The organism is Tractidigestivibacter montrealensis, assembly GCF_024741235.1.
In the GTDB taxonomy this organism is placed as follows: Bacteria; Actinomycetota; Coriobacteriia; order Coriobacteriales; family Atopobiaceae; genus Tractidigestivibacter; species Tractidigestivibacter montrealensis.
Genome location: NZ_JANSKA010000009.1, coordinates 38,202 through 57,861 on the forward strand (window position 1 = coordinate 38,202; position 19,660 = coordinate 57,861).

The 19,660-nt window shown below is 66.6% G+C and carries 17 protein-coding genes and 1 tRNA gene; 11 read left to right on the forward strand and 7 right to left on the reverse strand.

Annotated elements, in window-relative coordinates:
- Positions 1-374: 374 nt before the first annotated feature.
- Positions 375-1,814, reverse strand: a complete 1,440-nt coding sequence (locus NVS32_RS10450) for a lipopolysaccharide biosynthesis protein (protein WP_258499759.1) — start codon at positions 1,812-1,814, stop codon at positions 375-377.
- A 256-nt stretch (positions 1,815-2,070) separates the two neighbouring features.
- On the opposite strand from NVS32_RS10450, the gene NVS32_RS10455 reads away from it, so the two are divergent.
- A complete protein-coding gene (locus NVS32_RS10455) occupies positions 2,071-4,833 on the forward strand; it encodes a phosphoenolpyruvate carboxylase (protein WP_258499760.1) in 2,763 nt (920 codons plus the stop codon).
- Between the two features lie 475 nt (positions 4,834-5,308).
- Positions 5,309-5,383, forward strand: a tRNA-Val gene (locus tag NVS32_RS10460).
- 165 nt (positions 5,384-5,548) lie between these two features.
- On the opposite strand, the gene NVS32_RS10465 is transcribed toward NVS32_RS10460, so the two are convergent.
- The 3 genes from NVS32_RS10465 to NVS32_RS10475 form a co-directional block, all read right to left on the reverse strand.
- Positions 5,549-6,700, reverse strand: a complete 1,152-nt coding sequence (locus NVS32_RS10465; protein WP_258499761.1) for a tyrosine-type recombinase/integrase — start codon at positions 6,698-6,700, stop codon at positions 5,549-5,551.
- 2 nt (positions 6,701-6,702) lie between these two features.
- Positions 6,703-7,077: a helix-turn-helix domain-containing protein gene (locus tag NVS32_RS10470; RefSeq protein ID WP_258499762.1), complete on the reverse strand. Its 375-nt coding sequence runs from the start codon at positions 7,075-7,077 to the stop codon at positions 6,703-6,705.
- 85 nt (positions 7,078-7,162) lie between these two features.
- The gene (locus NVS32_RS10475; RefSeq protein ID WP_258499763.1) at positions 7,163-7,852 is read right to left on the reverse strand and encodes a helix-turn-helix domain-containing protein; all 690 of its coding nucleotides are present in this window, start codon (positions 7,850-7,852) and stop codon (positions 7,163-7,165) included.
- A 279-nt stretch (positions 7,853-8,131) separates the two neighbouring features.
- Here NVS32_RS10475 and NVS32_RS10480 point away from each other — a divergent pair, with 279 nt between their 5' ends.
- The 3 genes from NVS32_RS10480 to NVS32_RS10490 all read left to right on the forward strand — a co-directional run bounded on the left by NVS32_RS10480 (position 8,132) and on the right by NVS32_RS10490 (position 11,724).
- Positions 8,132-8,338 (forward strand): helix-turn-helix domain-containing protein, encoded by a 207-nt coding sequence (locus tag NVS32_RS10480; protein ID WP_258499764.1) that lies wholly within the window; start codon positions 8,132-8,134, stop codon positions 8,336-8,338.
- Entirely contained in the window at positions 8,328-11,096 is a 2,769-nt protein-coding gene (locus tag NVS32_RS10485) for a phage NrS-1 polymerase family protein (protein ID WP_258499765.1), read from the forward strand. Before NVS32_RS10480 ends, NVS32_RS10485 begins: the two co-directional genes overlap by 11 nt.
- A 214-nt stretch (positions 11,097-11,310) precedes the next feature.
- A complete protein-coding gene (locus tag NVS32_RS10490; RefSeq protein WP_258499766.1) occupies positions 11,311-11,724 on the forward strand; it encodes a hypothetical protein in 414 nt (137 codons plus the stop codon).
- A gap of 3 nt (positions 11,725-11,727) precedes the next feature.
- Here NVS32_RS10490 and NVS32_RS10495 read toward each other — a convergent pair whose 3' ends face one another.
- Positions 11,728-12,177, reverse strand: coding sequence for a hypothetical protein (locus NVS32_RS10495; protein ID WP_258499767.1), 450 nt, complete (start codon positions 12,175-12,177; stop codon positions 11,728-11,730).
- A gap of 91 nt (positions 12,178-12,268) precedes the next feature.
- On the opposite strand from NVS32_RS10495, the gene NVS32_RS10500 reads away from it, so the two are divergent.
- Both NVS32_RS10500 and NVS32_RS10505 read left to right on the forward strand, forming a co-directional pair.
- Positions 12,269-12,754, forward strand: a complete 486-nt coding sequence (locus tag NVS32_RS10500) for a helix-turn-helix domain-containing protein (protein WP_258499768.1) — start codon at positions 12,269-12,271, stop codon at positions 12,752-12,754.
- Complete coding sequence (locus tag NVS32_RS10505; protein WP_258499769.1) at positions 12,744-14,027, forward strand: PBSX family phage terminase large subunit; 1,284 nt, start codon at positions 12,744-12,746, stop codon at positions 14,025-14,027. Before NVS32_RS10500 ends, NVS32_RS10505 begins: the two co-directional genes overlap by 11 nt.
- A 107-nt stretch (positions 14,028-14,134) precedes the next feature.
- Here NVS32_RS10505 and NVS32_RS10510 read toward each other — a convergent pair whose 3' ends face one another.
- The gene (locus NVS32_RS10510) at positions 14,135-14,803 is read right to left on the reverse strand and encodes a GIY-YIG nuclease family protein (RefSeq protein ID WP_258499770.1); all 669 of its coding nucleotides are present in this window, start codon (positions 14,801-14,803) and stop codon (positions 14,135-14,137) included.
- A 426-nt stretch (positions 14,804-15,229) separates the two neighbouring features.
- Between NVS32_RS10510 and NVS32_RS10515 the strand changes: the two genes are divergently transcribed.
- The 4 genes from NVS32_RS10515 (at position 15,230) to NVS32_RS10530 (ending at position 19,023) form a co-directional block, all read left to right on the forward strand.
- Positions 15,230-16,585 carry a hypothetical protein gene (locus NVS32_RS10515; RefSeq protein ID WP_258499771.1) on the forward strand — a complete coding sequence of 452 codons (1,356 nt, stop codon included), beginning with the start codon at positions 15,230-15,232 and terminating at the stop codon, positions 16,583-16,585.
- A gap of 180 nt (positions 16,586-16,765) precedes the next feature.
- Entirely contained in the window at positions 16,766-17,293 is a 528-nt protein-coding gene (locus tag NVS32_RS10520) for a hypothetical protein (protein ID WP_258499772.1), read from the forward strand.
- Between the two features lie 531 nt (positions 17,294-17,824).
- Positions 17,825-18,121 (forward strand): transposase, encoded by a 297-nt coding sequence (locus tag NVS32_RS10525; RefSeq protein WP_258499773.1) that lies wholly within the window; start codon positions 17,825-17,827, stop codon positions 18,119-18,121.
- A 35-nt stretch (positions 18,122-18,156) separates the two neighbouring features.
- Positions 18,157-19,023: an IS3 family transposase gene (locus NVS32_RS10530; RefSeq protein ID WP_258499776.1), complete on the forward strand. Its 867-nt coding sequence runs from the start codon at positions 18,157-18,159 to the stop codon at positions 19,021-19,023.
- Between the two features lie 136 nt (positions 19,024-19,159).
- On the opposite strand, the gene NVS32_RS10535 is transcribed toward NVS32_RS10530, so the two are convergent.
- Positions 19,160-19,492 (reverse strand): hypothetical protein, encoded by a 333-nt coding sequence (locus tag NVS32_RS10535; RefSeq protein ID WP_258499774.1) that lies wholly within the window; start codon positions 19,490-19,492, stop codon positions 19,160-19,162.
- Positions 19,493-19,660 lie beyond the last annotated feature (168 nt).

Consider the following 19,660-nt stretch of genomic DNA (forward strand, 5'->3'; position numbering starts at 1 on the left):
TAGGGCTCTGCACAAAAATCGACATTGACGGCCCTTTTTGGGCGAATCGCCGAGTACGAAGACTCTAACTTTTTGCGGAGCCGCAGGTAGTGAAATGGCACTCGCGGGGTGATACTAAGCGGAACCCCTAATTTGTACCGTCAATGTCGATTTTTGTGCACGCAAGCCGCTTTCTTTGCCCCTCGACTCGCCGACTGAACTTCTCTCTGGCATGCACACCGACACTCATCTTCGTTCTTTAGCGGTTTCTGAGAAACGGCCGCTGCATTTGCCCAGTTGGCGAGCAACGCGATTCTCAAATACCGCTAAAGAATGCGGGGGAGAGGAAAGGACGGGGCGAGAGAGGCCGAAGAGGGGCCAGGGCCCAGCCCCTCCTAGTAGCGCTCGAGGCGCTTGCGGATGGCGAAGTACTCGGAGAGCAGCAGCACCAGAAGGATGCTCATCACCACCACGGCGCCCACCACGGCGCCGGAGAGCCCCGAGAACCCCACGAGCAGCCACAGCACAGGCACGGAGAAGGCAAACGCAATGAGGTAGAGCCTGCTCACGGCCTGCTGCTCGCGCAGCACGGTGATGATCTGGTACAGAAAGTCGATCGCCGCGCAGATGCCCCCGTTTACCACCATCACGTAGACCAGAGGCCTAAACTGCTCGAAGTCCAGCCCGTACAGGAAGCTCATGATGGGGATGCCCAGCCACCCCATGAAGAGCCCCACAATCACGGTGATGCCCGCAATCACGCCCATCATCGCAAGGATGATGAGGTCAAAGCGCTTGTGCTGCTCGGGGTCGTCCCAGATGCTGGCCAGGCGCAGCAGCTGCGGCTTGTAGATCATGGCTGCGGCCATGAGAATGGCGTGCGCGGGGAAGTACATGGCATTGTAGTAGAGCTGGTTGTCGTACGAGAGCACGCCCTCGATGGCAAACTTGGGCATCGAGTCGATGAGGTTGTAGAGAAACGCCGCCAGGAACAGCGGGAAGCAGTTGACAAAGATCTCCTTCACTCCGCGCCACGTGAGCGGCAGCGAGCGCTCGGTCTCCATGAGCGCCAGCGGCAGCGTGAGCAGCACAAACGACGCCGCTGCGCCCACAGCCATGCCAATGCTCGCGGCCACCATGTTGCGCGTGATAAAGAGCAGCACCGTGAAGACCACAAACGAGAGCGCGCAGCGGACCGCCTGAGAGATGCCGGCCAGGTACAGCTTGTCCTTCTGCTGCAGCCTGCCCTCGTAGACGTCGCCCAGCGCGTCGAAGAAGCGGAATCCCATCACGCCGCACACGATGGCCGTCATGTCGCCGTCGTAGCCGCGGATGCGGCAGTACAGAAGGCCGATAAGCACCATGGCAACGCAGGTCGCAATGCGGTTGACCTGGTAGTCGTAGAACGAGTCCATCTCGTCGATGTCCGAGACCTGGTACGTGCGCACGCCGTAGTTGCCCACAAAGAACAGGAGCGTGCCCACGACCATGGCCATCGAGAAGAGGCCGGCGTTCTCGGCGCCCACAAACTGCGTGGCCACAATGGTGAGTAGCGGGAAGAACCCTCCCCAGCACGCCTGGCCAATGGAGTTGCACACGTAGTCTCGCGTGGTCTGGTGCGAGAGGTACTGCTCGGACTGCTGAGAGATTCTGCCCGAGAAAACCGAGGAGATCAGGCGGTCCCACCAGTGGTTGGTGACGCGTCGGAGGAAGCCCTCCTTCTTGGGCTTGGCCGCGCGGCTGGAGCGGCTCTCGTGCCTGCCGGCGCGCGAGCCAACGAGCGAGCTCAGACCCGTCTCTTGGGCTCTCCCGCGCCGCCTGCTCGTTCGTGCCATGCGCCGACCATCCTCTCACAGCCACTGGGGCCAAGCATCTCTCGTCCGCCGGTCAACTATAAGGGCCATTGTATCGCGCCGCGTGAAAGCGGTCTTGCACCTGGCCCCATCGTGTACGTTGCGTTTCGCCTTTGCGGACGCTCGGTGGGATTGGTACCTAACGTGGGTTGGCTTGCTAAGGTTGTCCTGCATGCAGCGACATGCGGCACACGTGCAAGCCCGTCGGCGGGACCGGCGGGAGCTTGAGGGAGGACACATGACAACAACCGAGGCTTCGAGCCAAGGGGAGGGACGCGCGCTCGTGAGGGCAAGCGAGGCGGAGCAGGCAAAGTCTGCCCTTGCGCTGGTCGACGTGCCCGAGGAGCTCCGTGACAACCTGGCGCTCTTCCTGCGCCTTGTTCGCAAGGTGCTCAAGGAGAACGACCCGGACCTTCTCGCCACCTTCGACCTGCTGCTGGGTGACGCCATCCGCGTGACGTACGCCGACGGCGTGGCGCGCACTGACGACAAGGCCGCCCTGGCCGAGCAGGCGTTCCAGGAGTTTGTCTCCACCATCGACGGACTTTCCATGGACAGGGCAACGCTGCTCATGCGTGCCTTTGTCACCTACTTCCACCTGGCAAACATCTGCGAGGAGAACTACCGCGTGTCCTCGCTGCGCCGCCGCGAGAGCGAGGTGCCCACCACCGAGACGGCCGATCCCATCAACGACCTCACGGTGGCCTATGGCCAGCTGGTAGACGAGTGCGGTCGCGCCAAGGCAACGGCGCTTCTCAACCGCCTGGAGTTCCACCCCGTCTTTACCGCGCACCCCACCGAGGCGCGGCGCAAGGCGGTCGAGGGCAAGATCCGCCGCATCTCCGAGCTTCTCGCCAAGCGCTCTACGCTCGCCGGCGTTGAGCTGGTGGAGAACGAGCGCCTCATGCTGCAGGAGATCGACGCGCTGGTGCGCACCTCGCCCATCGCGTACAAGAAGCCCACGCCCGTCGAGGAGGCCGACACCGTCATCGACATCTTCGACGCCACGCTCTTCGACATGGTGCCCGAGGTTTATCGCCGCTTTGACGACTGGGAGCTGGGCGAGCGCGCCGGCACTGTGCCGCCCGTGTGCCCGGCGTTCTTCCATCCCGGCAGCTGGATTGGCTCCGACCGCGACGGCAACCCCAACGTCACCGCAAAGGTGAGCCGCAAGGTGGCCGAGAAGTTCCGCGTGCACGTGCTTGAGGCCCTGGCCGACAGGACCTACTACGTGGGCCGCAACCTCACGCTGGACGCGCGCTTCACCAAGCCCTCAGATGCGCTTGTGAACCTGTGGAACCACCAGGTCGAGATGAGCGAGGTCCTCTCGCAGCGCGCACTGGAGGTCTCCGCCTCCGAGCTGCACCGCGCCGTCATGATCGTGATCTCCGACCGCCTGCGCGCCACCATCCAGCGCACGGCTGACATCATGTACGCCTCGGCCGACGACTACATTGCCGACCTGCGCATTGTTCAGCGCTCGCTGGCGGCGGCCGGTGCCGTGCGCACGGCGTACGGCCCGCTGCAGAAGCTCATCTGGCAGGCGGAGACCTTTGGGTTCCACCTGGTTGAGATGGAGTTCCGCCAGCACTCGCTCGTGCACGCCCGCGCGCTCGAGGACATCCGCGAGCACGGGCGCTGGGGCGAGAGGGGCGAGCTGCAGCCCATGACGCGCGAGGTTCTCGACACCTTCCGCGCCATCGGCAGCATCCAGCGCATCAACGGCGTGAAGGCCGCGCGGCGCTACATCATCTCGTTCACGCAGTCGGCGCAGAACGTGGCTGACGTCTACGAGCTGGCCCGCCTTGCCTTTGCGCACGAGGCGGACGTCCCCGTGCTCGACGTGATCCCGCTCTTCGAGCAGGTGGAGGACCTGGAAAACGCCGTCGACACGCTGGACCAGATCATCAAGCTTGAGCCCGTGCAGAGGCGCCTTGCCCAGACCGGCAGGCGCATGGAGGTCATGCTCGGCTACTCCGACTCCTCCAAGGACGCCGGCCCTACCTCGGCCACGCTGGTGCTGCACGCGGCGCAGGCGGCTATCGCTCAGTGGGCCGAGAGGAACGACATCGACCTGGTGCTCATGCACGGCCGCGGCGGCGCGGTGGGACGCGGCGGCGGCCCGGCAAACCGCGCGGTTCTCTCGCAGCCCAAGGGCTCGGTCAACTGCCGCTTCAAGCTCACCGAGCAGGGCGAGGTCATCTTTGCTCGCTACGGCGATCCCACGCTGGCCAGGCGCCACGTGGAGTCCGTTGCCGGCGCCACGCTGCTGCAGTCCTCGCCGTCCATCGAGTACGTGAACACCGAGACCACGGCCAAGTACGCCGACCTGGCCGCCAAGCTGGACAGCGCCTCTCGCCGTCGCTACCGCGAGCTCTTGGAGACCGAGGGCTTTGCGGAGTGGTTCTCCACGGTCACGCCGCTTACCGAGATTGGCCTCATGCCCATTGGCTCGCGTCCCGCAAAGCGCGGCCTGGGCGCCAAGTCCTTGGACGACCTGCGCACCATTCCGTGGATCTTCTCGTGGTCGCAGGCGCGCATCAACCTGGCCGCGTGGTACGGGCTGGGCACGGCGTGCGAGGAGCTGGGTGACCTCGACCTTCTCCGCCAGGCCTACGCGGAGTGGCCGCTCTTTACCACGTTCATCGACAACATCGAGATGTCGCTCTCCAAGACCGACGAGCGCATTGGCCGCATGTACCTGGCGCTGGGCTCGCGCGACGACCTGGCCAAGAAGGTCCTGGAGGAGATGCGCCTCACGCGCAAGTGGGTGCTGGCCATTGTGGGTGACGCGTGGCCGCTGGAGCACCGTCGCGTGCTGGGGCCGGTGATTCGCGCAAGGCTGCCGTTCGTGAACGTGCTCTCCGTGACGCAGGTGCGCGCGCTGCGCGAGATGCGCACCCGCGGCGATCACCTCACGCCGGAGGAGCGCGAGCGGTTCATCTACCTCATCCTGTGCACCGTGTCCGGCGTTGCCGCCGGGCTGCAGAACACGGGGTGACGGCCGCGGGCTGCGGGCGGCGACGCGCGGGCGACGGTGACGGTGACGCCCGAAGGCGCGTTTCCGATGACATAACGTACGAAAGCCCCTCTCCGGCGTCATTTTGGCGCCGGAGAGGGGCTTTGTGTCCTGAGCTTGCCTTGCCTTTAGTTCCCAGCCACGGCTCTTCCCGTCTCTTCTTCGGAAGGAAACCTGCGGATCAATAGCACCCTTGGGGTGACCGTGCCGAGAAGAACCGCAGGTAGACGGCTTTGCCCTTCTCGGCGCACTGCAACTAACCCGCAGGTTTGGTTTGGGGGGCGCTGGGAGGGCCTTGTTTGTCGCCGCCGGAGCCCCGCCTGCCGCCGGGAGCCTTCCCCTTGCGCCTCTCGCTGAGCAGTATTTGTGATGCGAGAAAAACTTGCGATTGACGGTTGCGTTACATGAGCGTTTTCGCGTAAGATACTCCTCGCTGCAACCCCAGCAGCAGAGATTCGGGCGTTTAGCTCAGGGGGAGAGCGCTTCCCTGACACGGAAGAGGTCAGAAGTTCAAATCTTCTAACGCCCACCACAAAGTCGCAGGTCAGAGGCTCAAGTCTCTGACCTGTTTTCGTATCTATGGCTTGGGTGGTACGAATTTGGTACGAATCGTTCCGCGACTTTGAACTTCCTCGGAGGCACCGAATCGGGATGCCCGGGCGTTCGCTCTCACTGGGTGAGCTTGCACTAGAGCAGCTCAGAATATCTTGCTCACTGCCGCCACGGCGTCACGCTTGGCGGTCATGTTCACGTGGGTGTAGATGTCCATCGTGACCCTCGAGCTGCTGTGCCCGGCGAGCTCCTGCATGACCTTGGGGTGGACGCCGCTCTCGGCGAGCAGGGTGAGATACGTGTGCCTAAGCTCGTGAAGCGTGAACTCCGCAAGCCCGTATCCCTCGCGGTTCCGCTCCCACCATCTCCCGAGGACCGCTGGGTTCATCCGCTTGCCGTCACCAGTGACAACGATCGGATCGTCGTCTCTGCGCCGGCCCATCTCCTCCTCCTGCCCGGCCTTCGCCCTGGCGAGAGCGTCTTGCGTGACCTCCGAGAGGGGGAGCATGCGCATCCCCGCTCTCGTCTTGGTGGGTCCGAGATTGCCGTGCTTGTCTAGGGAGTGCCTGACCTCCACTATCCGGCGGTCGAGGTCGACGTCTCCCCAGGACAGGCCACACACCTCGCCTCGCCTGAGCCCCATCGTCACCGCGAGCATCAGCGCGAGCTCGTGGGGGTCGACCGGGTCCAGGGAGGCGATGAACTCGTGAGCCCTCGCGGGGTCGATTGCCTTCTTTGGCCTCGTGTCGACGCGCGGAGGGTTCGCCTTGTCGCAGGGGTTCTCAGTGACGAGGCCCTCTCTCTTGGCAGCCTCGAACATGGTGTGGATGACACGATGGGTCTGGTTCACGCTCGTCCCGCTCGCCGGCCTTCCGGAGAGCGTGTCGCCGTTCATCATCGAGACGTACATCTCGTCGAGCATGTCGGGGGTGACTGCCGCCATCCTCACGCCGCCGATGTGACGGCACGCGGAGCGCAGCTGGCTCTCTATGCGCTCCCTTGTGTTCTCGGCGATTTCGGCACGCGCCACCCGGGCGTCGAGGTAGCGCTCGCAGTACTCGGCGAAGGTCTCGCCCGCCCTTCCCTGGACGCGGTCGCCCTCGATCTCGTCTATGAATTCCCTCAGCGCCGCCTTTGCCTGGGTGTACGTCCCCCCGAACCTGCGGGTCCTCGTCTTGTACTTGCCGGAGCGCGGGTCCAGGCCGACGGGCACCCTGAGCTGCCACTTGCGACACTTGCTCCTGGGCTTGTCCTTCTCCAGCTGGACTATGGTGCCCTCTCCTGTGACCTTCGCCATGGCTATCGCCTGGCCTGGGCGTCATCTGCCTCACGCCGCTCGAGGTACTCGAGGTAGTCCTCGAGCATGCGGCGCCCCTCGCGCGAAAGGGCGCGGGAGCGCTCGTCGATGGTCGCCTCGTGTGCCGCGTCGATGTCCTCGCGGCCGACCACGAGGTCGATGCTCACGCCGAGCTCGTCGGCGATGGACCAGGCGCTGGAGAGGGGGATGCCGCACTGCGGGCCCTCCTCGGCCCGCTCGTAGCGGCTGTAGGTGGATGCCGGTATGCCCAGGACCGCGGCGAAGTCCTTCGCATTGCGGTAGCCTGCCTCGCGCCGGAGGCGCTGGAGGGTTCTCTTTGCGCTGGTAGGTGTGTACGAACTGGCGGGTGATGACATATACTGTCACCGTCCTTCCTGACTTGCCTCTGGATTGGACACAGGGCCCGCAGGAGTGCCAGCTCCGTACGGGCCCTCGTTTATCTCACTGCCTTATCCCGACACTGCCTCCCTTCCCGGCGCCCCCGCGGGCGCCGTCGCGCCCGTGCGCACCCCCTGCATACTCCCTTGACCAAGACACCGTGAAGCCGTCCACCACCATGTGGCCGTGCGTCCTGTCGTAGGCCGCCATGACCTCGGCGAGCGCGTCCTCGTCGCGCACCCCTGGCGCATAGGGGTTGAGCGGTCCCTCGCTGCCGACGACCCAGTTCCGCGCGAAGGCCTCGAAGCGGTCGCGCAGCTGCTCGTCGCTCCCCGTGAGCAGGACCTCGTCCACGCGCTCGCCGTCGGTGAGCCGGGCAAGGAACGCCCGCTCGATGCGCGAGGAGATGGATTCCCACACCCTCATCGCCTCGCGCCTGGTTCCCTCTCGGTCGCGCTCGTCCCTCGCGGAGAGCACCTCGATGAGGTCCCTCAGCTCCTCCTGGGAGCGCGGCGTGAGCCGGTCGTAGGCGCGCTGCACCTCGCCGCGCGGGTCGCCCTCGCCGCGCCCGACCACCTGGTCGATGGTGGCGTCGAGCGCGTCGGCGAGCGTCCATGCGGCCTTGAGCGGAATCTTCTCCGGGCTCGACTCGTAGCGCGTGTAGGTGGTCGGAGGGATTCCCAGCGCCTCCGCGAAGTCCTTGGCGGTGGCGTAGCCGGCACCCTTCCTGAGCTCGAGCAGCTTGCTGGTCATGGTCTGGTCCCTTCAGATGTGGGCGCCCCGTGGAGGCCGCCTCGCCGTTCGCCGATTATGCGCTACGACACTTCGCTACAGAACATAGCAGAATATGACTATTTGTACAACGTCTACGCCACGTATTCTAGCAAAATATGGGTTCACACTCAATTAATGGTTCCAACCTATGATATTCTCCACTTGCGTCGCATCGCAAATGCCATCCGGTGGGATTCGGGTTCCGCGCCATGCGATGGGGCACTCCGATCCAGAGGCAAATCGACAGGAAGGCAGATCATGGGAATCAGGGAAATCCCCACCTTCATCACCCCCGCCGACTTGGCGAGGCTCACGGGAGAGAACGTCGGCTCGGTGACGCGTGGCATCAGGGAAGGCCGCATACCGGCGGACAAGGTCAACGGGCGCTGGCGCATCGCGAGCGAGCTCGTGTTCCCGAACGCGCACCGCGAGGCGCAGAGGCGCGAGGACACCCATGCCGACTAGCTCGAGGTCGCTGTCACGCGTTCCCGAGGAGCTCAGGGCAGAGCCGCGCTGGGTCTGCTGGAAGCGGGCGCGGCGCGACGGCGGGAAGGTCACCAAGCTCCCCGTCGACCCGCGCACCGGCCGCATGGCAAAGTCGACCGACCCCGCTACCTGGGCGGACTTCAGGACCGCCCTCGACGCCGTCTCGCGCTGGCACGCGGATGGCGTCGGCTTCGTCTTCGGGCCCGACCGCGCCTACACCGGCCTCGACCTCGACCACGTGATCAGCGGCGGCAGGCTCGCGGACGCCTACCGCTGGGTCGTGAGCCAGGCGCACACCTACGTCGAGGTCTCGCCCTCCGGCGAGGGCCTCCACCTGATCTTCCGCGGGTCGAAGCCCGAGGGCGCGACGCGCTGCAGGCGCGGGCCGGTCGAGATGTACGACCACGAGCGCTTCTTCACCGTCACCGGCGACGTCTACGAGGGGCATGACGCCATCGGCGCCAACCCCGTCGTCGTGGAGCGGGCATACCGCTCATGGATCGACCCCGACTACGGTAGGTCCCCTCAGCCCTCGCTCGCCGACGCGGACTCGACTTCCAAGGGCACCGGCAAGGTCGGCTCGCGCGTCTCGTCCGGCGACCTCTCCGATGACGAGCTGGTCTCGCGCATGCGCTCGTCCAGGAACGGCGCCGCGATCGGGGCACTGCTCGACGGCGACCTCTCCGCCTACGGCGGCGACCACTCTGCTGCCGACATGGCGCTTTGCTCCTCGCTCGCCTTCTGGTGCGCGGGGGACGCATCCCGCATGGACAGGATCTTCCGCGCGAGCGGGCTCATGCGGGACAAGTGGGACTCAAGGCGCGGCGGTACTACCTACGGCGCGCAGACCATCGGGCGCGCCCTGGAGGGTTGCACGGAGTTCTACATGCCGCGGGGCGGGCGGTCCGAGCGGAAGGCCTCCCGTGCGTCCGCGACGCCGGGAGCCATCGGGGCACCGGCATGTGGCGAGGAGCCCGGCTTCGACCCCGACCACGCGCCCTCGGTCGCGGGATGGCTCGTCTCGCGCGATGGCAGGCTCTGGGCCGCCGACCAGGACGGCGAGCTCAGGCGCTCCGTCACCGCGACGCCGCCCTGGGTTGCGTGCGACCTCGTTGACGTCGACACCCGCGCGGTCTCCGCGCTCGTGCGCGTGAGGGTCCCCGGCCAGGGGATGCGCGAGCGTGCCCTGCCGCGCGAGGCCCTGCTCAACCAGTCGAAGGTGATCGGCGCTCTCGCGCCCATGGGCGCCAACGTCAGCTCCGCGAACTGCCGAGACGTGATCCGCTACCTCTCCGCCTGCGAGGACGCCTTCTGCGGGGTACGGCCGAGCTTCGAGAGCACCACGCACCTCGGCTGGGCCGATGGGCCGCTCGGCGCATTCATGCCCTACGACGCCGGCGAGGGAGGGATCCGCTTCGACCCGAGCCCCGACGAGGCGCTGAAGGCCCGCCCCTTCATGGAACCCGCCGGGACGCTCGAGGGCTGGGTTACGGGCGTTGCGCCCGCGCGCGACTCCTCTCCGGCCTTCCGCTGCGTGCTCGACGCCTCGTTCGCCTCGCCGCTCCTCTCGGTCGTCGGCGCCCAGGCGTTCATCGTCTACCTCTGGGGCCGCTCCCGCTCGGGGAAGACCCCGACCCTCAAGGCGGCGGGCTCCGTGTGGGGCGACCCCACCGAGGGCGCCGACGGCTACTTCCGCACCTTCTCCGATACTCCCAAGTCGATCGTGCGCGCGGCTGCGCTCCTGCACGACATCCCGCTCATCGTGGACGAGCTGCAGAGCAAGGGCAGCGCGGGCGGACAGCAGGGCAAGCGCCAGTACGTCGAGGACCTCCTCTACTCGCTCTCCATCGGCCACGAGAGGGGCGCCCTCAACTCTGACCGCTCCATGATGCGCTCCGGATCGTGGCGCTGCCTCACCATCGCCACCGGCGAGATCCCCATCGTGGGCGGGTCCACGCAGCAGGGCGCGGCAAACAGGACGCTGGAGCTCAACGCCGAGCCCTTCTCGGACGTGCGCGCGGCCCAGGCGATGCACCACCTCGTCTCAGGGCAGCACGGGACCGCTGGGAGAACGTATGTTCGACTTCTTCGGCAGATCACGGAGGAGTGGCTGAGGGGCGAGTACGACCGCCTGCGCGACGCGCTCGCCCAGGCCGCGCCGGGGCACCCGCAGTCCGACAACGTGGCTCTGCTCGCCCTCGCCGACGAGCTCTCCTCCTACTACGTCTTCGGCGTCGCCGACTGGGACACGTGCTCTGAGGCGGCCATGGCCATGGCGTCGTGGGCGCTCGGCAACGCGGCCGGCGCCTCCGAGATAGATACCGACCTCAAGGCGATCCAGTTCGTGGCGGAGTGGCTGGAGGGCCACCGCCTGCACTTCGAGTCCACCGCCGAGATGGACCGCATCGACCGCTGGGGCGAGATTGAGCAGAGGCCGGGGGACTCCGACTTCACCTGGTGCGTCTTCTCGAGCGTGCTCGACCGGGCGCTCGCCCAGGAGAACTACGACCGCCAGAAGACGCTGCGGCGCATGGCTGACGAGGGGCTGCTCGTCACGACGAGCGGCGGGCGAAGGTTCACCCGCCAGCGCCGCATCAAGGGCGGCAACCGCATCTGGTGCGTCTGCATCGACAACGACGCGATGGCGGCGCTGCTCGACCGGGCGATGGCGGCGCCGGTGTCATCGCCGTCACGTGGCGTCGCCCCCTCGGGTGACGCGGGTGGTGACGGTAGATGACGTGGGCCCTTCTTAGCCATTCCTCTCCTGTCACCAATGTCACCAGGGAGGTACGTATGGCAGGAACGCCCGCGCGCGCCCGCACGCGCGGGGAGGGGCTGCGGCGCGCGGTGCCCGGTGACGCGGTGACGAGTTGCGTTTGCGCTGGTAGCCGGTGCCCGTATCGTCACCAGGGGCACCCCTGCGGGCGTGGCGACGGGACGGGTGACCGGCGATGAGGTGGGACGAGGAGCAGGACGACGTCCTGCGCGAGTGCTCCTACCGGGGCGCCCAGTACGCCCGCGACGAGATCGAGCGGCGCTGCGGCGCGAGCCACTCCGTCGCCGCCGTCGAGATGCGAGCGAGTCGGATCCACTGCAGCCTGGCGGTGCAGACCGTGTGCCCCTCCTGTGGTGCCGTGGGCGTGAACCTCAACAGGGCGACCGGCATGTGCCGGCTGTGCTCGGAGCGCTACCACCTCGAGCAGGAGCGGGCTTTCAACGAGCTCCTGGAGAAGGAGCGCGCGGAGGCCGAGGATTCCGCTGCGGTCGAGGCGGCGAGGCGCGAGCGCGACCGGCTGCGCCAGGCGAACTCCAGGCTGTGCAGGAAGTACGGGCTCAGGAGCAGGCGCGAGAGGGGAATGGGGTGAGCTCTAGTTGAGGAATCCGTCCTCCTCGGGAAGCTCCCCGTTAATCATGTAGAGCACGAACACGCGGAAGATTAGACCCTCTGCCCAAGAGCCATGACCTCCGGCTTCCCTCTCCATGGCATCGATTCCGCAGAGTTTATCAACGGTCACTTCTCCCGCCTCGATGTGTGCCGATATGTCCGGGCAACGGGGCACTCTCTTCTCCACGAAGCCCTTCCGGTGCGCCGATATCTTCCTCCTCTCGATGCGGATTTCAGGCTCCTCGAGTGCGGACTTCTGGATGGTGAACATGCCCTCGAGTGCGGACTTCTGGATGGTGAACATGCCCTCGACTTGTTCCACCTCCGACCTCACCTCGTCTGGGAGGCCCCAGCCCTCGACACGATACGAGTAGATGACGGTCTCCTCGTCCTCAAGCTCCTTGTGACACTCCCCGTAACGGCCGATGCTCATGGCGTCCCTCCTCGGCTCATTATCTTCCCCCTTGTGACGCCACTTGATGATTCGGCTTGACATTCCCTGCGATTTCGAGGAGGTGGCCTGCATGGCAAGGAGGGCGAAGCTCACCCAGGAGATGGTCGACCAGGCCATCCAGCTCAAGGCGGACGGCCTTTCCAACGGCGACATCGTGTGCGCGCTGGGCATCCACGAGTCCACGTTCTACCGGTGGATTGGCGATCCCAAGAACAGGCTGCAGCGCGAGTTAAGCGAGGGACTAAAAAAGGAAGAGGCCGAGTTCAAGCACACGCTCCTGACGACGATCCGAGCGGCGGCGCTGGCGCGCAACCAGTACTGGACCGCGGCGGCGTGGCTGCTCGAGCGCAAGTACCCCGACGAGTACGGCAAGGCCGACCGCCGGCGCGACGAGGACGAGGGCGGCGACGCGCCGCGCATTGTGCTCGGCGTCGTGGCAAAGCCCGTGCAGGGGCGGTTGGACTTCTCCGCAGCCGGGGGCGACGGCGAAGGCGACGGTTCTTCTCGCCCAAGCGATGACGCGGAAGACGGAGAGGGCGCCGGGGATGGCGACTGACGCGAGCGAGCTGGTGATTCCGGCGTTCCACGACGTGCTGGGCGACGTCATGTGCCACGGGCACACGCACTACTGGCTGCACGGGGGGCGCGGGAGCACGAAGTCGAGCTTCGTGAGCGTGGCCATCGTGCTGCTGGTGCTGGCGCGGCCGGACGCGAACGCCGTGGTGGTGCGCAGGTTTTCCAACACGCTGAGGGACAGCGTGTTCGAGCAGGTGCAGTGGGCCATCGGGGCGCTGGGGCTCACGCGGTGGTTCCGCGCGCGGGTGAGCCCGATGGAGCTGACGTACCTGCCGACGGGGCAGCGCATCGTGTTCCGCGGCGCCGACGACCCGCTGAAGCTGAAGGGCACGAAGTTCGGGCGCGGCTACGCGGCCGTGGTGTGGTTCGAGGAGCTGGACCAGTTCGACGGGATTGACGCCGTGAGGAGCATCCTGAACAGCCTGCGGCGCGGCGGGGACGACTTCTGGATCTTCTATACCTACAACCCGCCGCGGACGCTGTGGAGCTGGGTGAACCGCGAGGAGCTGGAGCGGGAGCGCCGGGCCGACACGCTGGTGCGGAGGTCGAGCTACCTGGACGTGGTGGGCTCGCACCCCGAGTGGCTGGGCGCGCCCTTCGTGGAGGAGGCCGAGTGGCTGCGCGAGAGCGACGAGCGCGCGTGGCGGAGCGAGTACCTGGGCGAGGTGACGGGCACCGGCGGAAGCGTGTTTGGCAACGTCGTCGGGCGGCGGCTGACCGACGCGCAGTGCCGCGGCTTTGCCCGCACGCGCACGGGCGTGGACTGGGGGTGGTTCCCCGACCCGTGGCGGTTCGTGCGGTGCGGGTGGGTCCCCGGCGAGCGGAGGCTGTTCCTGTTCGAGGAGCTGACGGCGAATCGCAAGACGCCGGCCGAGACGGGCGCCATGGCCGCCGACGCCCTGACGTACGCCGACGCCCCCGGCGAGGAGCCGTACCGGCACGACGAGCTGATCTGGTGCGACGACACGCCGGACGGGAAGCAGTCCATGGCGGTGTGGAGGCGGGACCTGGGGCTGCGGGTGCGGCCGGCGCGGAAGAGCAACATGCGGAGGCTGTCGTACGAGTGGCTGGCGGGACTGCGGGAGATAGCCATCGACCCGGTGCGGTGCCCGCTGGCCTACGAGGAGTTCCGGCTGAAGGAGTTCGAGCGGGGCCGCGACGGCGAGTGGGTGGACGAGATCCCCGACGGGAACGACCACAGTATCGACGCGGTGCGCTACGCCATGATGGACGACGTGCTGAGAGGGGCATAGAGCAATGAGGGAACGTTCTTCTCGACAGCGCTCTTGTCGACCGTTCAATTAGCTGGCAGCTAAGAGAGGGCACTCGTTAGGCAGTACGTATTTCTCGATAGCTTTGTCTATGATGCGTTACCACCTGTACGGTTGTAGCCCTTGTCATATGCGTCGTATGCCTGTATGGCATCGCGCTCCAGATCGTTGAGGTTTGCATAGCCGCTGTCCACCAACTTGCAGACCCTGATGGTGAAGGAATCACCGTACTTCCAGTCGGAGTAGACGTCGCCGTTGCCGTGACCCGTGAAGTGCTGCCGGACGCGCTTGAGCACGTGCACGCTCTGCCCGACGTAGTACTTGTCCTTCGAGGCGTTGTAGAGGACGTAGATGCCCGTGAAGTCCTCGTCCTCGTAGAGCTTGCTCTTGAGGAACTCCGCTGGCGTGACGTCGCTTCCTGCGTGCGTGAGGGCGTCCATGCGCTCGCAGCGCTTGCGCTTCGCCCTTCTCACCAGGAAGACCTCGAGAATCGCCCACACCACCGTGATCGCCACCAGCGGGATGATGAGGCCGTTCCTGAGGAGCTCGTCCTCGCCCGGGCGATAGGTCGTGTAGTCGCCTCGTACCACTATGGGGAGCTTTAAGTAGGCGTACATGTAGTTGCAGAGGATTGCGCAAGCGACGAGGAACCATACAATCCACGCCGCACGCGCGCCCGCCCCGTACTTTGCGAAGTAGCGGTCCACCTGAACGGTGACCTTGCCTGCCGCATAACCGTTTCTAGACGCCCTGGACATCCATTCATCCCCATCTACCACGAATCGCAGGAGCGCGACCATCGATGCCGGAGCGCACAACCGATTACGCACCCGAAATCCGCCCTTCTCGCCTAGCCGCATTGAATACTCGCCCGCACATTTTACATGTAGGAGATGGCCGAACGTTTTCGCGATATTGGATATGAGACGCGGCGGATACTCTCGCCCTCCTCTCCCATACGCCTAACCGGCCTCCATAGGGAAGGCGAAAGCCCGCTGTACTTATCGCCCGCACATTTGTCGACCGATTCGTTAGCTGGCAGCTAAGGGGGCGGCATGGGCACGATGGCGTGTTCTTCTCGCCCAGCGCTTTTCTCGACGATGCATTTAGCTGGCAGCTGAGAGGCGTCTCCTGTGACGGGAGCGGATGCTCTTCTCGACTTGTTGACGAGGAGCGGAGGCGGCATGGGGACGGACCTGCTGGCGGGTGACGCGTACTGGATCCCGGAGTGCGCGAGGGACTGGCTGAGAAGGCTGAGCTACTCGACTCGCGCGCTGGAGGACATGGAGCCGCACGTGCGGGAGTGGGACTCGTGGATGCGGGCCGAGGGCGAGTTCTACGACTACCGGGACACGGACGGGTTCGGCAGGGTGTACGAGGTGCACCGGCGCTCGATAATGCCGGCGATGCGAGTGTGCCGGGAGTGGGGGTCACTGCTGTTGGACGAGAAGACCACGCTGGCGTGCGGGGAGCAGGCGTGCACCGACTGGCTGGGCTCGTTCCTCTCGTCCGCGAACTTCTGGGGAAGGGCGCAGGACACGGTCGTGAGGGCGTTCGGGCTGGGGACGGGCGCGTTCGCGCTCTGGCTCGACGCGGGGCGGCGCGAGGCGCGCGTGAGGCACTACGACGCGCGTATGGTGGTGCCGCTCGCGTGGGACGCCGAGGGCGTGCGGGAGTGCGCGTTCGTGACGAGGGCCTTCTCGCCCGCGGGACCTATTGACCAGGTGCAGTGCCACGTCGTGGGCGAGAGCGGCGAGTACGAGATCCGCACCGCGTGCTTCGACGGCGAGGGGCGGGAGGTCGCCGTGCCGGGCGTGGCGCCGGTGGTGGCGACGGGATCCACATGGCCGACGTTCGCGATCGTGAGGCCGGCCGTCCCCAACACGCGCGTGGACTTCTCGCCCTACGGGCAGTCCGTGTTCGCCGACGCCGTGGACGCGGTGCAGAGCGTGGACCTGGCGTTTGACGCGCTCATCAACGAGGTGGACGCGGGCAAGATGCGGGTGTTCCTCTCGGACGTGATGTTCGACCAGGAGCGGACCGCCGACGGCAGGCGCGTGCCGATACCGTTCGGGCGCGGGGACTGCACGGTGTTCCGCAAGGTCATGAGCACCGAGGACACGATCCAGGAGTTCGCGCCGGCACTCAGGACCGAGGCGCAGGGGAAGGCGTTCCGCCTGGCGCTGCAGGTCCTGGGCGACCTCTGCGGGCTGGGCACCAACTACTTCGACCTCGACAACGTGGGCTATGTGAAGACCGCCACGGAGGTCTCGAGCGACAACAGCGCGCTCATGAGGAACATCCGCAAGAACGAGAACGCGCTCTCCGGGGCGCTCGCGGGCGTGGCGCACGCCCTTCTCGCCTGCGAACGGAACTTCGGGAGGGACCTCCCCGATGAGGGCGACGTGACCGTCATCTACGACGACTCCATCGTGCAGGACACGGCCTCCGAGAAGCGGCAGGACATGGAGGAGGTCGCGGCCGGGCTCATGACGCGGGAGGAGTACCGCGCGAGGTGGTACGGGGAGAGCGAGGGCTAGGGCAGGGGGCGGAGGTCCTTCTCGCCCTGCCGGGCGTCTTCTGGCACCGGCCGTGCCGCCGTGGAGCGCTGCGCCCTTCTCGCCCATGGAAGGGGAAGGGGCACCGAGGATCACCGAACGGGAGGCCGGCGCGTCGGCACGTATACTAGTTCCCGACACGGAGCCAGGAGGAGGAACGGCATGGACGACGGGACCAGGACGAGGGAGATCAACCGGTTCGCGCGCGAGCTCGGCGCACGCATCGACGACGGCGACCGCACCGTGTGCGAAGGCCCCGAGTGGGGCAAGCGCATGCGGGGCCTCGGCTTCGAGATGGACTGCTGGGAGTCGTTCGACAGGGCCTACGGCAGGGGCGACGGGCCCGACGGGTTCGCGCACGCGGTCGGGCGCACCGACGACGTGCAGGTGCTCGGCAACGGCATCTACTCCTACTGGTGCTACATCAACCACTGGGCCGAGGGCGGCACGGAGGACGACTACCGGGGCCTGAGGATGATGCTGTCTCGTCTGGTGAAATCTATCTTGACTTCAACATGGAGGAGCTCACGAGGCCGTAGCGGGTGCGACGGCGCGGCCGTGGGCCCTCGTCCGGACGCGGGCGACCCGCGCCGGGGACGCGTCGCAGGTTCGGCGGGAACGCGCGGGACCGCTGGGACGTGCAAGTTCGCGCACGGCCAGCTGGCGGCAGTCTGCCGCGAGCCCATATGACCTGCCCCACCGCCCCACGCGCCGCGCGGCGACGGAAAGGCCTGCGCCGCTGGCGCGGGAGTGGAGGGCGTGGAGCCGACGGGCGGGAGTGACGCGGGCCGCAGCGCGCCAAGCGTGGGAGCCGCGACAGGCCGGGGCGACGGAGCGGGCGTGGCCGAGCGCGGTGCCGGAGGCAGACGGCCGGAGCATGCGGGCCGAGCGCGGCGCCGGAGGCAGACGGGCGCAGCGTGGTGGCCGAGCGCGCGGCCGTAGGCAGACGCGCAGCGGCTGCCGGAGGCGCGTACGCGAGCGCCGCCGCGCGGAGCCTGGCTGCCGCAGGCCCGCACGCGAGCGCCCGCATGCGGAGGACGGCTGCCGCAGGCCCGCACGCGAGGACATGCCCGCGGAGGAGTCCCCGGCCGCCCCGTGCGACTCCCCGGCGCGCGGAGGCCCGTGGCACGCACGCCCCGGCGGAATGAATTTCCCCCATTCTTGTTGACAGTCGCAAATCCGCTCACAATAAGGTGGCGGACCGAGTGATTGGGGACGGGAATGGCATCGAGCCCAAGGAAGTACACCGCAGAGTTCAAGCAGAGGGCCGTCCAGCTGTGGCGGGAGTCCGGAACCTCCTACGCGGAGGTGGCGCGCGGGCTGGGGATCGACGAGAGCTCGCTGAGGGCGTGGGTCAAGAAGGCCGGCGAGTCGGGCGGCGGCGCCGGGGCGCCCGGCCAGAACCCCTTCCAGTTGGAGGAGGAGCTCAAGAGGCTCAGGCGCGAGAACGCCCAGCTCAGGAGGGACAACGAGATCCTTTTAAAAGCAAGTGCCTTCTTCGCCAGCAGGAATCTGTAGGCGCCTCGGCGAAGAGGGCGAGGTTCGCGTTCGCGCTGCTCCACGAGCACGAGTACACGGTGAGCGAGATGTGCCGCGTGCTGGGCGTCAGCAGGCAGGGCTACTACCAGTGGAGGAGGAGGCCCGCGAGCGGGCACGCGCTGCGCGACGCGGAGCTCGCCGGCGAGATAAGGCGCGTCTGGGAGGGGAGCAGGAGAATCTACGGGTCCCCCAAGGTCTTCGTGCAGCTCTCGAGGGAGGGCGTGGCCACCTCCGAGAAGCGCGTGGCGCGCATCATGCGCGAGCGCGGCTGGGCCGGCGTGTCCAGGCGCTGCGCGAAGAGCCCGGACAACAGGGAGAAGCGCGTGGGGAGGGCCGACGGCGCCCCCGACCTCGTGAGGCGCCGCTTCGACGCCGACGGGCCCGACCAGGCCTGGTTCGCCGACATCACCTACGTCCGCACGCACCAGGGGTGGCTCTACCTCGCCGTCGTGATGGACATCTGGTCCAGGAGGATAGTGGGCTGGTCCATGGGCGACAGGATAGACGCCCGGCTCGCCGACGACGCGCTCAGGATGGCCATAGCCAGGAGGAGGCCCCCGGAGGGCTGCCTGCACCACAGCGACCACGGATCGCAGTATGCCTCGCTCGTCATAGGAAAGACCATGAGGGACAACGGGATCCGTCCGTCGATGGGGTCGGTGTCGAGCCCGTGGGACAACGCGCCGACGGAGTCGCTCATGGGGATCATAAAGTCGGAGTGCGTGCATGCCAAGACCTACCGTGACCGCGAGCAGGCGGCCCTCGAGATCTTCGAGTACATCGAGTGCTTCTACAACCGCCTGAGAATCCACTCCGCCCTGGGCTACATGAGTCCCTGCGAGTACGAGGATGCGCATGCCGCACAGCCGCTCGCCGCGTGATTGCCACCTGTAAACGAAAGCGGGTGAGATTCAGAACGCCCGCAGCGGACGCGACAGCGACGCGCTACGACGTCACCCCGGCGCGTGGGGCGGTGGGGCAGAACGGCCGTCCTTCTCATCAGTCGGCAGTCGGTCCCTATGACGTCAGGACCCTCTCGTCCCTCTCGTAGGCGACGCCCCAGAAGTCGAGGGCGTCTGCTATGTCGCCCAGGTAGACTTCGTCACCGTGCTCGCGGAGGGTGTCGGCGACGTCCTCGAGGGAGTACTGCTCGTTCTCGCGGAACCTGAGCGTGGTCTCCCTCGCCGGAGCGTCGTAGCAGAACTCCGTGATGTCTCCCCTGCCGGTCTCGGTCACGTACGCCTCGCCCGTGTCGAGGCGCCCGTACTCCATCGTGCGGGTCTCGGCGCCGTTCCTGAACGCGTAGTTTAGTTTTCCAGTCACTTTGGTTGCCCCCTCGGTCTTAGACATTCGTTGACGCTTTCATCTTCGGCAACCCATCACCCTTTTCTGCAGTCATGTCTACAAGTGGATATGTGGGGCTATCTCATTTGCTGGCATTCAACATCTTTCGGTATTTTCTTTCTCTCCGTTAGACCAGCGTTGACGTAATAATGTCCCGTCCCCGCCCTAGGATGA

Coding starts and splice junctions, on each gene's coding strand:
- NVS32_RS10450 (WP_258499759.1), bottom strand. CDS start 1,814: ATGGCACGAACGAGCAGGCGGCGCGGGAGAGCCCAAGAGACGGGTCTG.
- NVS32_RS10455 (WP_258499760.1), top strand. CDS start 2,071: ATGACAACAACCGAGGCTTCGAGCCAAGGGGAGGGACGCGCGCTCGTG.
- NVS32_RS10465 (WP_258499761.1), bottom strand. CDS start 6,700: ATGGCGAAGGTCACAGGAGAGGGCACCATAGTCCAGCTGGAGAAGGAC.
- NVS32_RS10470 (WP_258499762.1), bottom strand. CDS start 7,077: ATGTCATCACCCGCCAGTTCGTACACACCTACCAGCGCAAAGAGAACC.
- NVS32_RS10475 (WP_258499763.1), bottom strand. CDS start 7,852: ATGACCAGCAAGCTGCTCGAGCTCAGGAAGGGTGCCGGCTACGCCACC.
- NVS32_RS10480 (WP_258499764.1), top strand. CDS start 8,132: ATGGGAATCAGGGAAATCCCCACCTTCATCACCCCCGCCGACTTGGCG.
- NVS32_RS10485 (WP_258499765.1), top strand. CDS start 8,328: ATGCCGACTAGCTCGAGGTCGCTGTCACGCGTTCCCGAGGAGCTCAGG.
- NVS32_RS10490 (WP_258499766.1), top strand. CDS start 11,311: ATGAGGTGGGACGAGGAGCAGGACGACGTCCTGCGCGAGTGCTCCTAC.
- NVS32_RS10495 (WP_258499767.1), bottom strand. CDS start 12,177: ATGAGCATCGGCCGTTACGGGGAGTGTCACAAGGAGCTTGAGGACGAG.
- NVS32_RS10500 (WP_258499768.1), top strand. CDS start 12,269: ATGGCAAGGAGGGCGAAGCTCACCCAGGAGATGGTCGACCAGGCCATC.
- NVS32_RS10505 (WP_258499769.1), top strand. CDS start 12,744: ATGGCGACTGACGCGAGCGAGCTGGTGATTCCGGCGTTCCACGACGTG.
- NVS32_RS10510 (WP_258499770.1), bottom strand. CDS start 14,803: ATGTCCAGGGCGTCTAGAAACGGTTATGCGGCAGGCAAGGTCACCGTT.
- NVS32_RS10515 (WP_258499771.1), top strand. CDS start 15,230: ATGGGGACGGACCTGCTGGCGGGTGACGCGTACTGGATCCCGGAGTGC.
- NVS32_RS10520 (WP_258499772.1), top strand. CDS start 16,766: ATGGACGACGGGACCAGGACGAGGGAGATCAACCGGTTCGCGCGCGAG.
- NVS32_RS10525 (WP_258499773.1), top strand. CDS start 17,825: ATGGCATCGAGCCCAAGGAAGTACACCGCAGAGTTCAAGCAGAGGGCC.
- NVS32_RS10535 (WP_258499774.1), bottom strand. CDS start 19,492: ATGTCTAAGACCGAGGGGGCAACCAAAGTGACTGGAAAACTAAACTAC.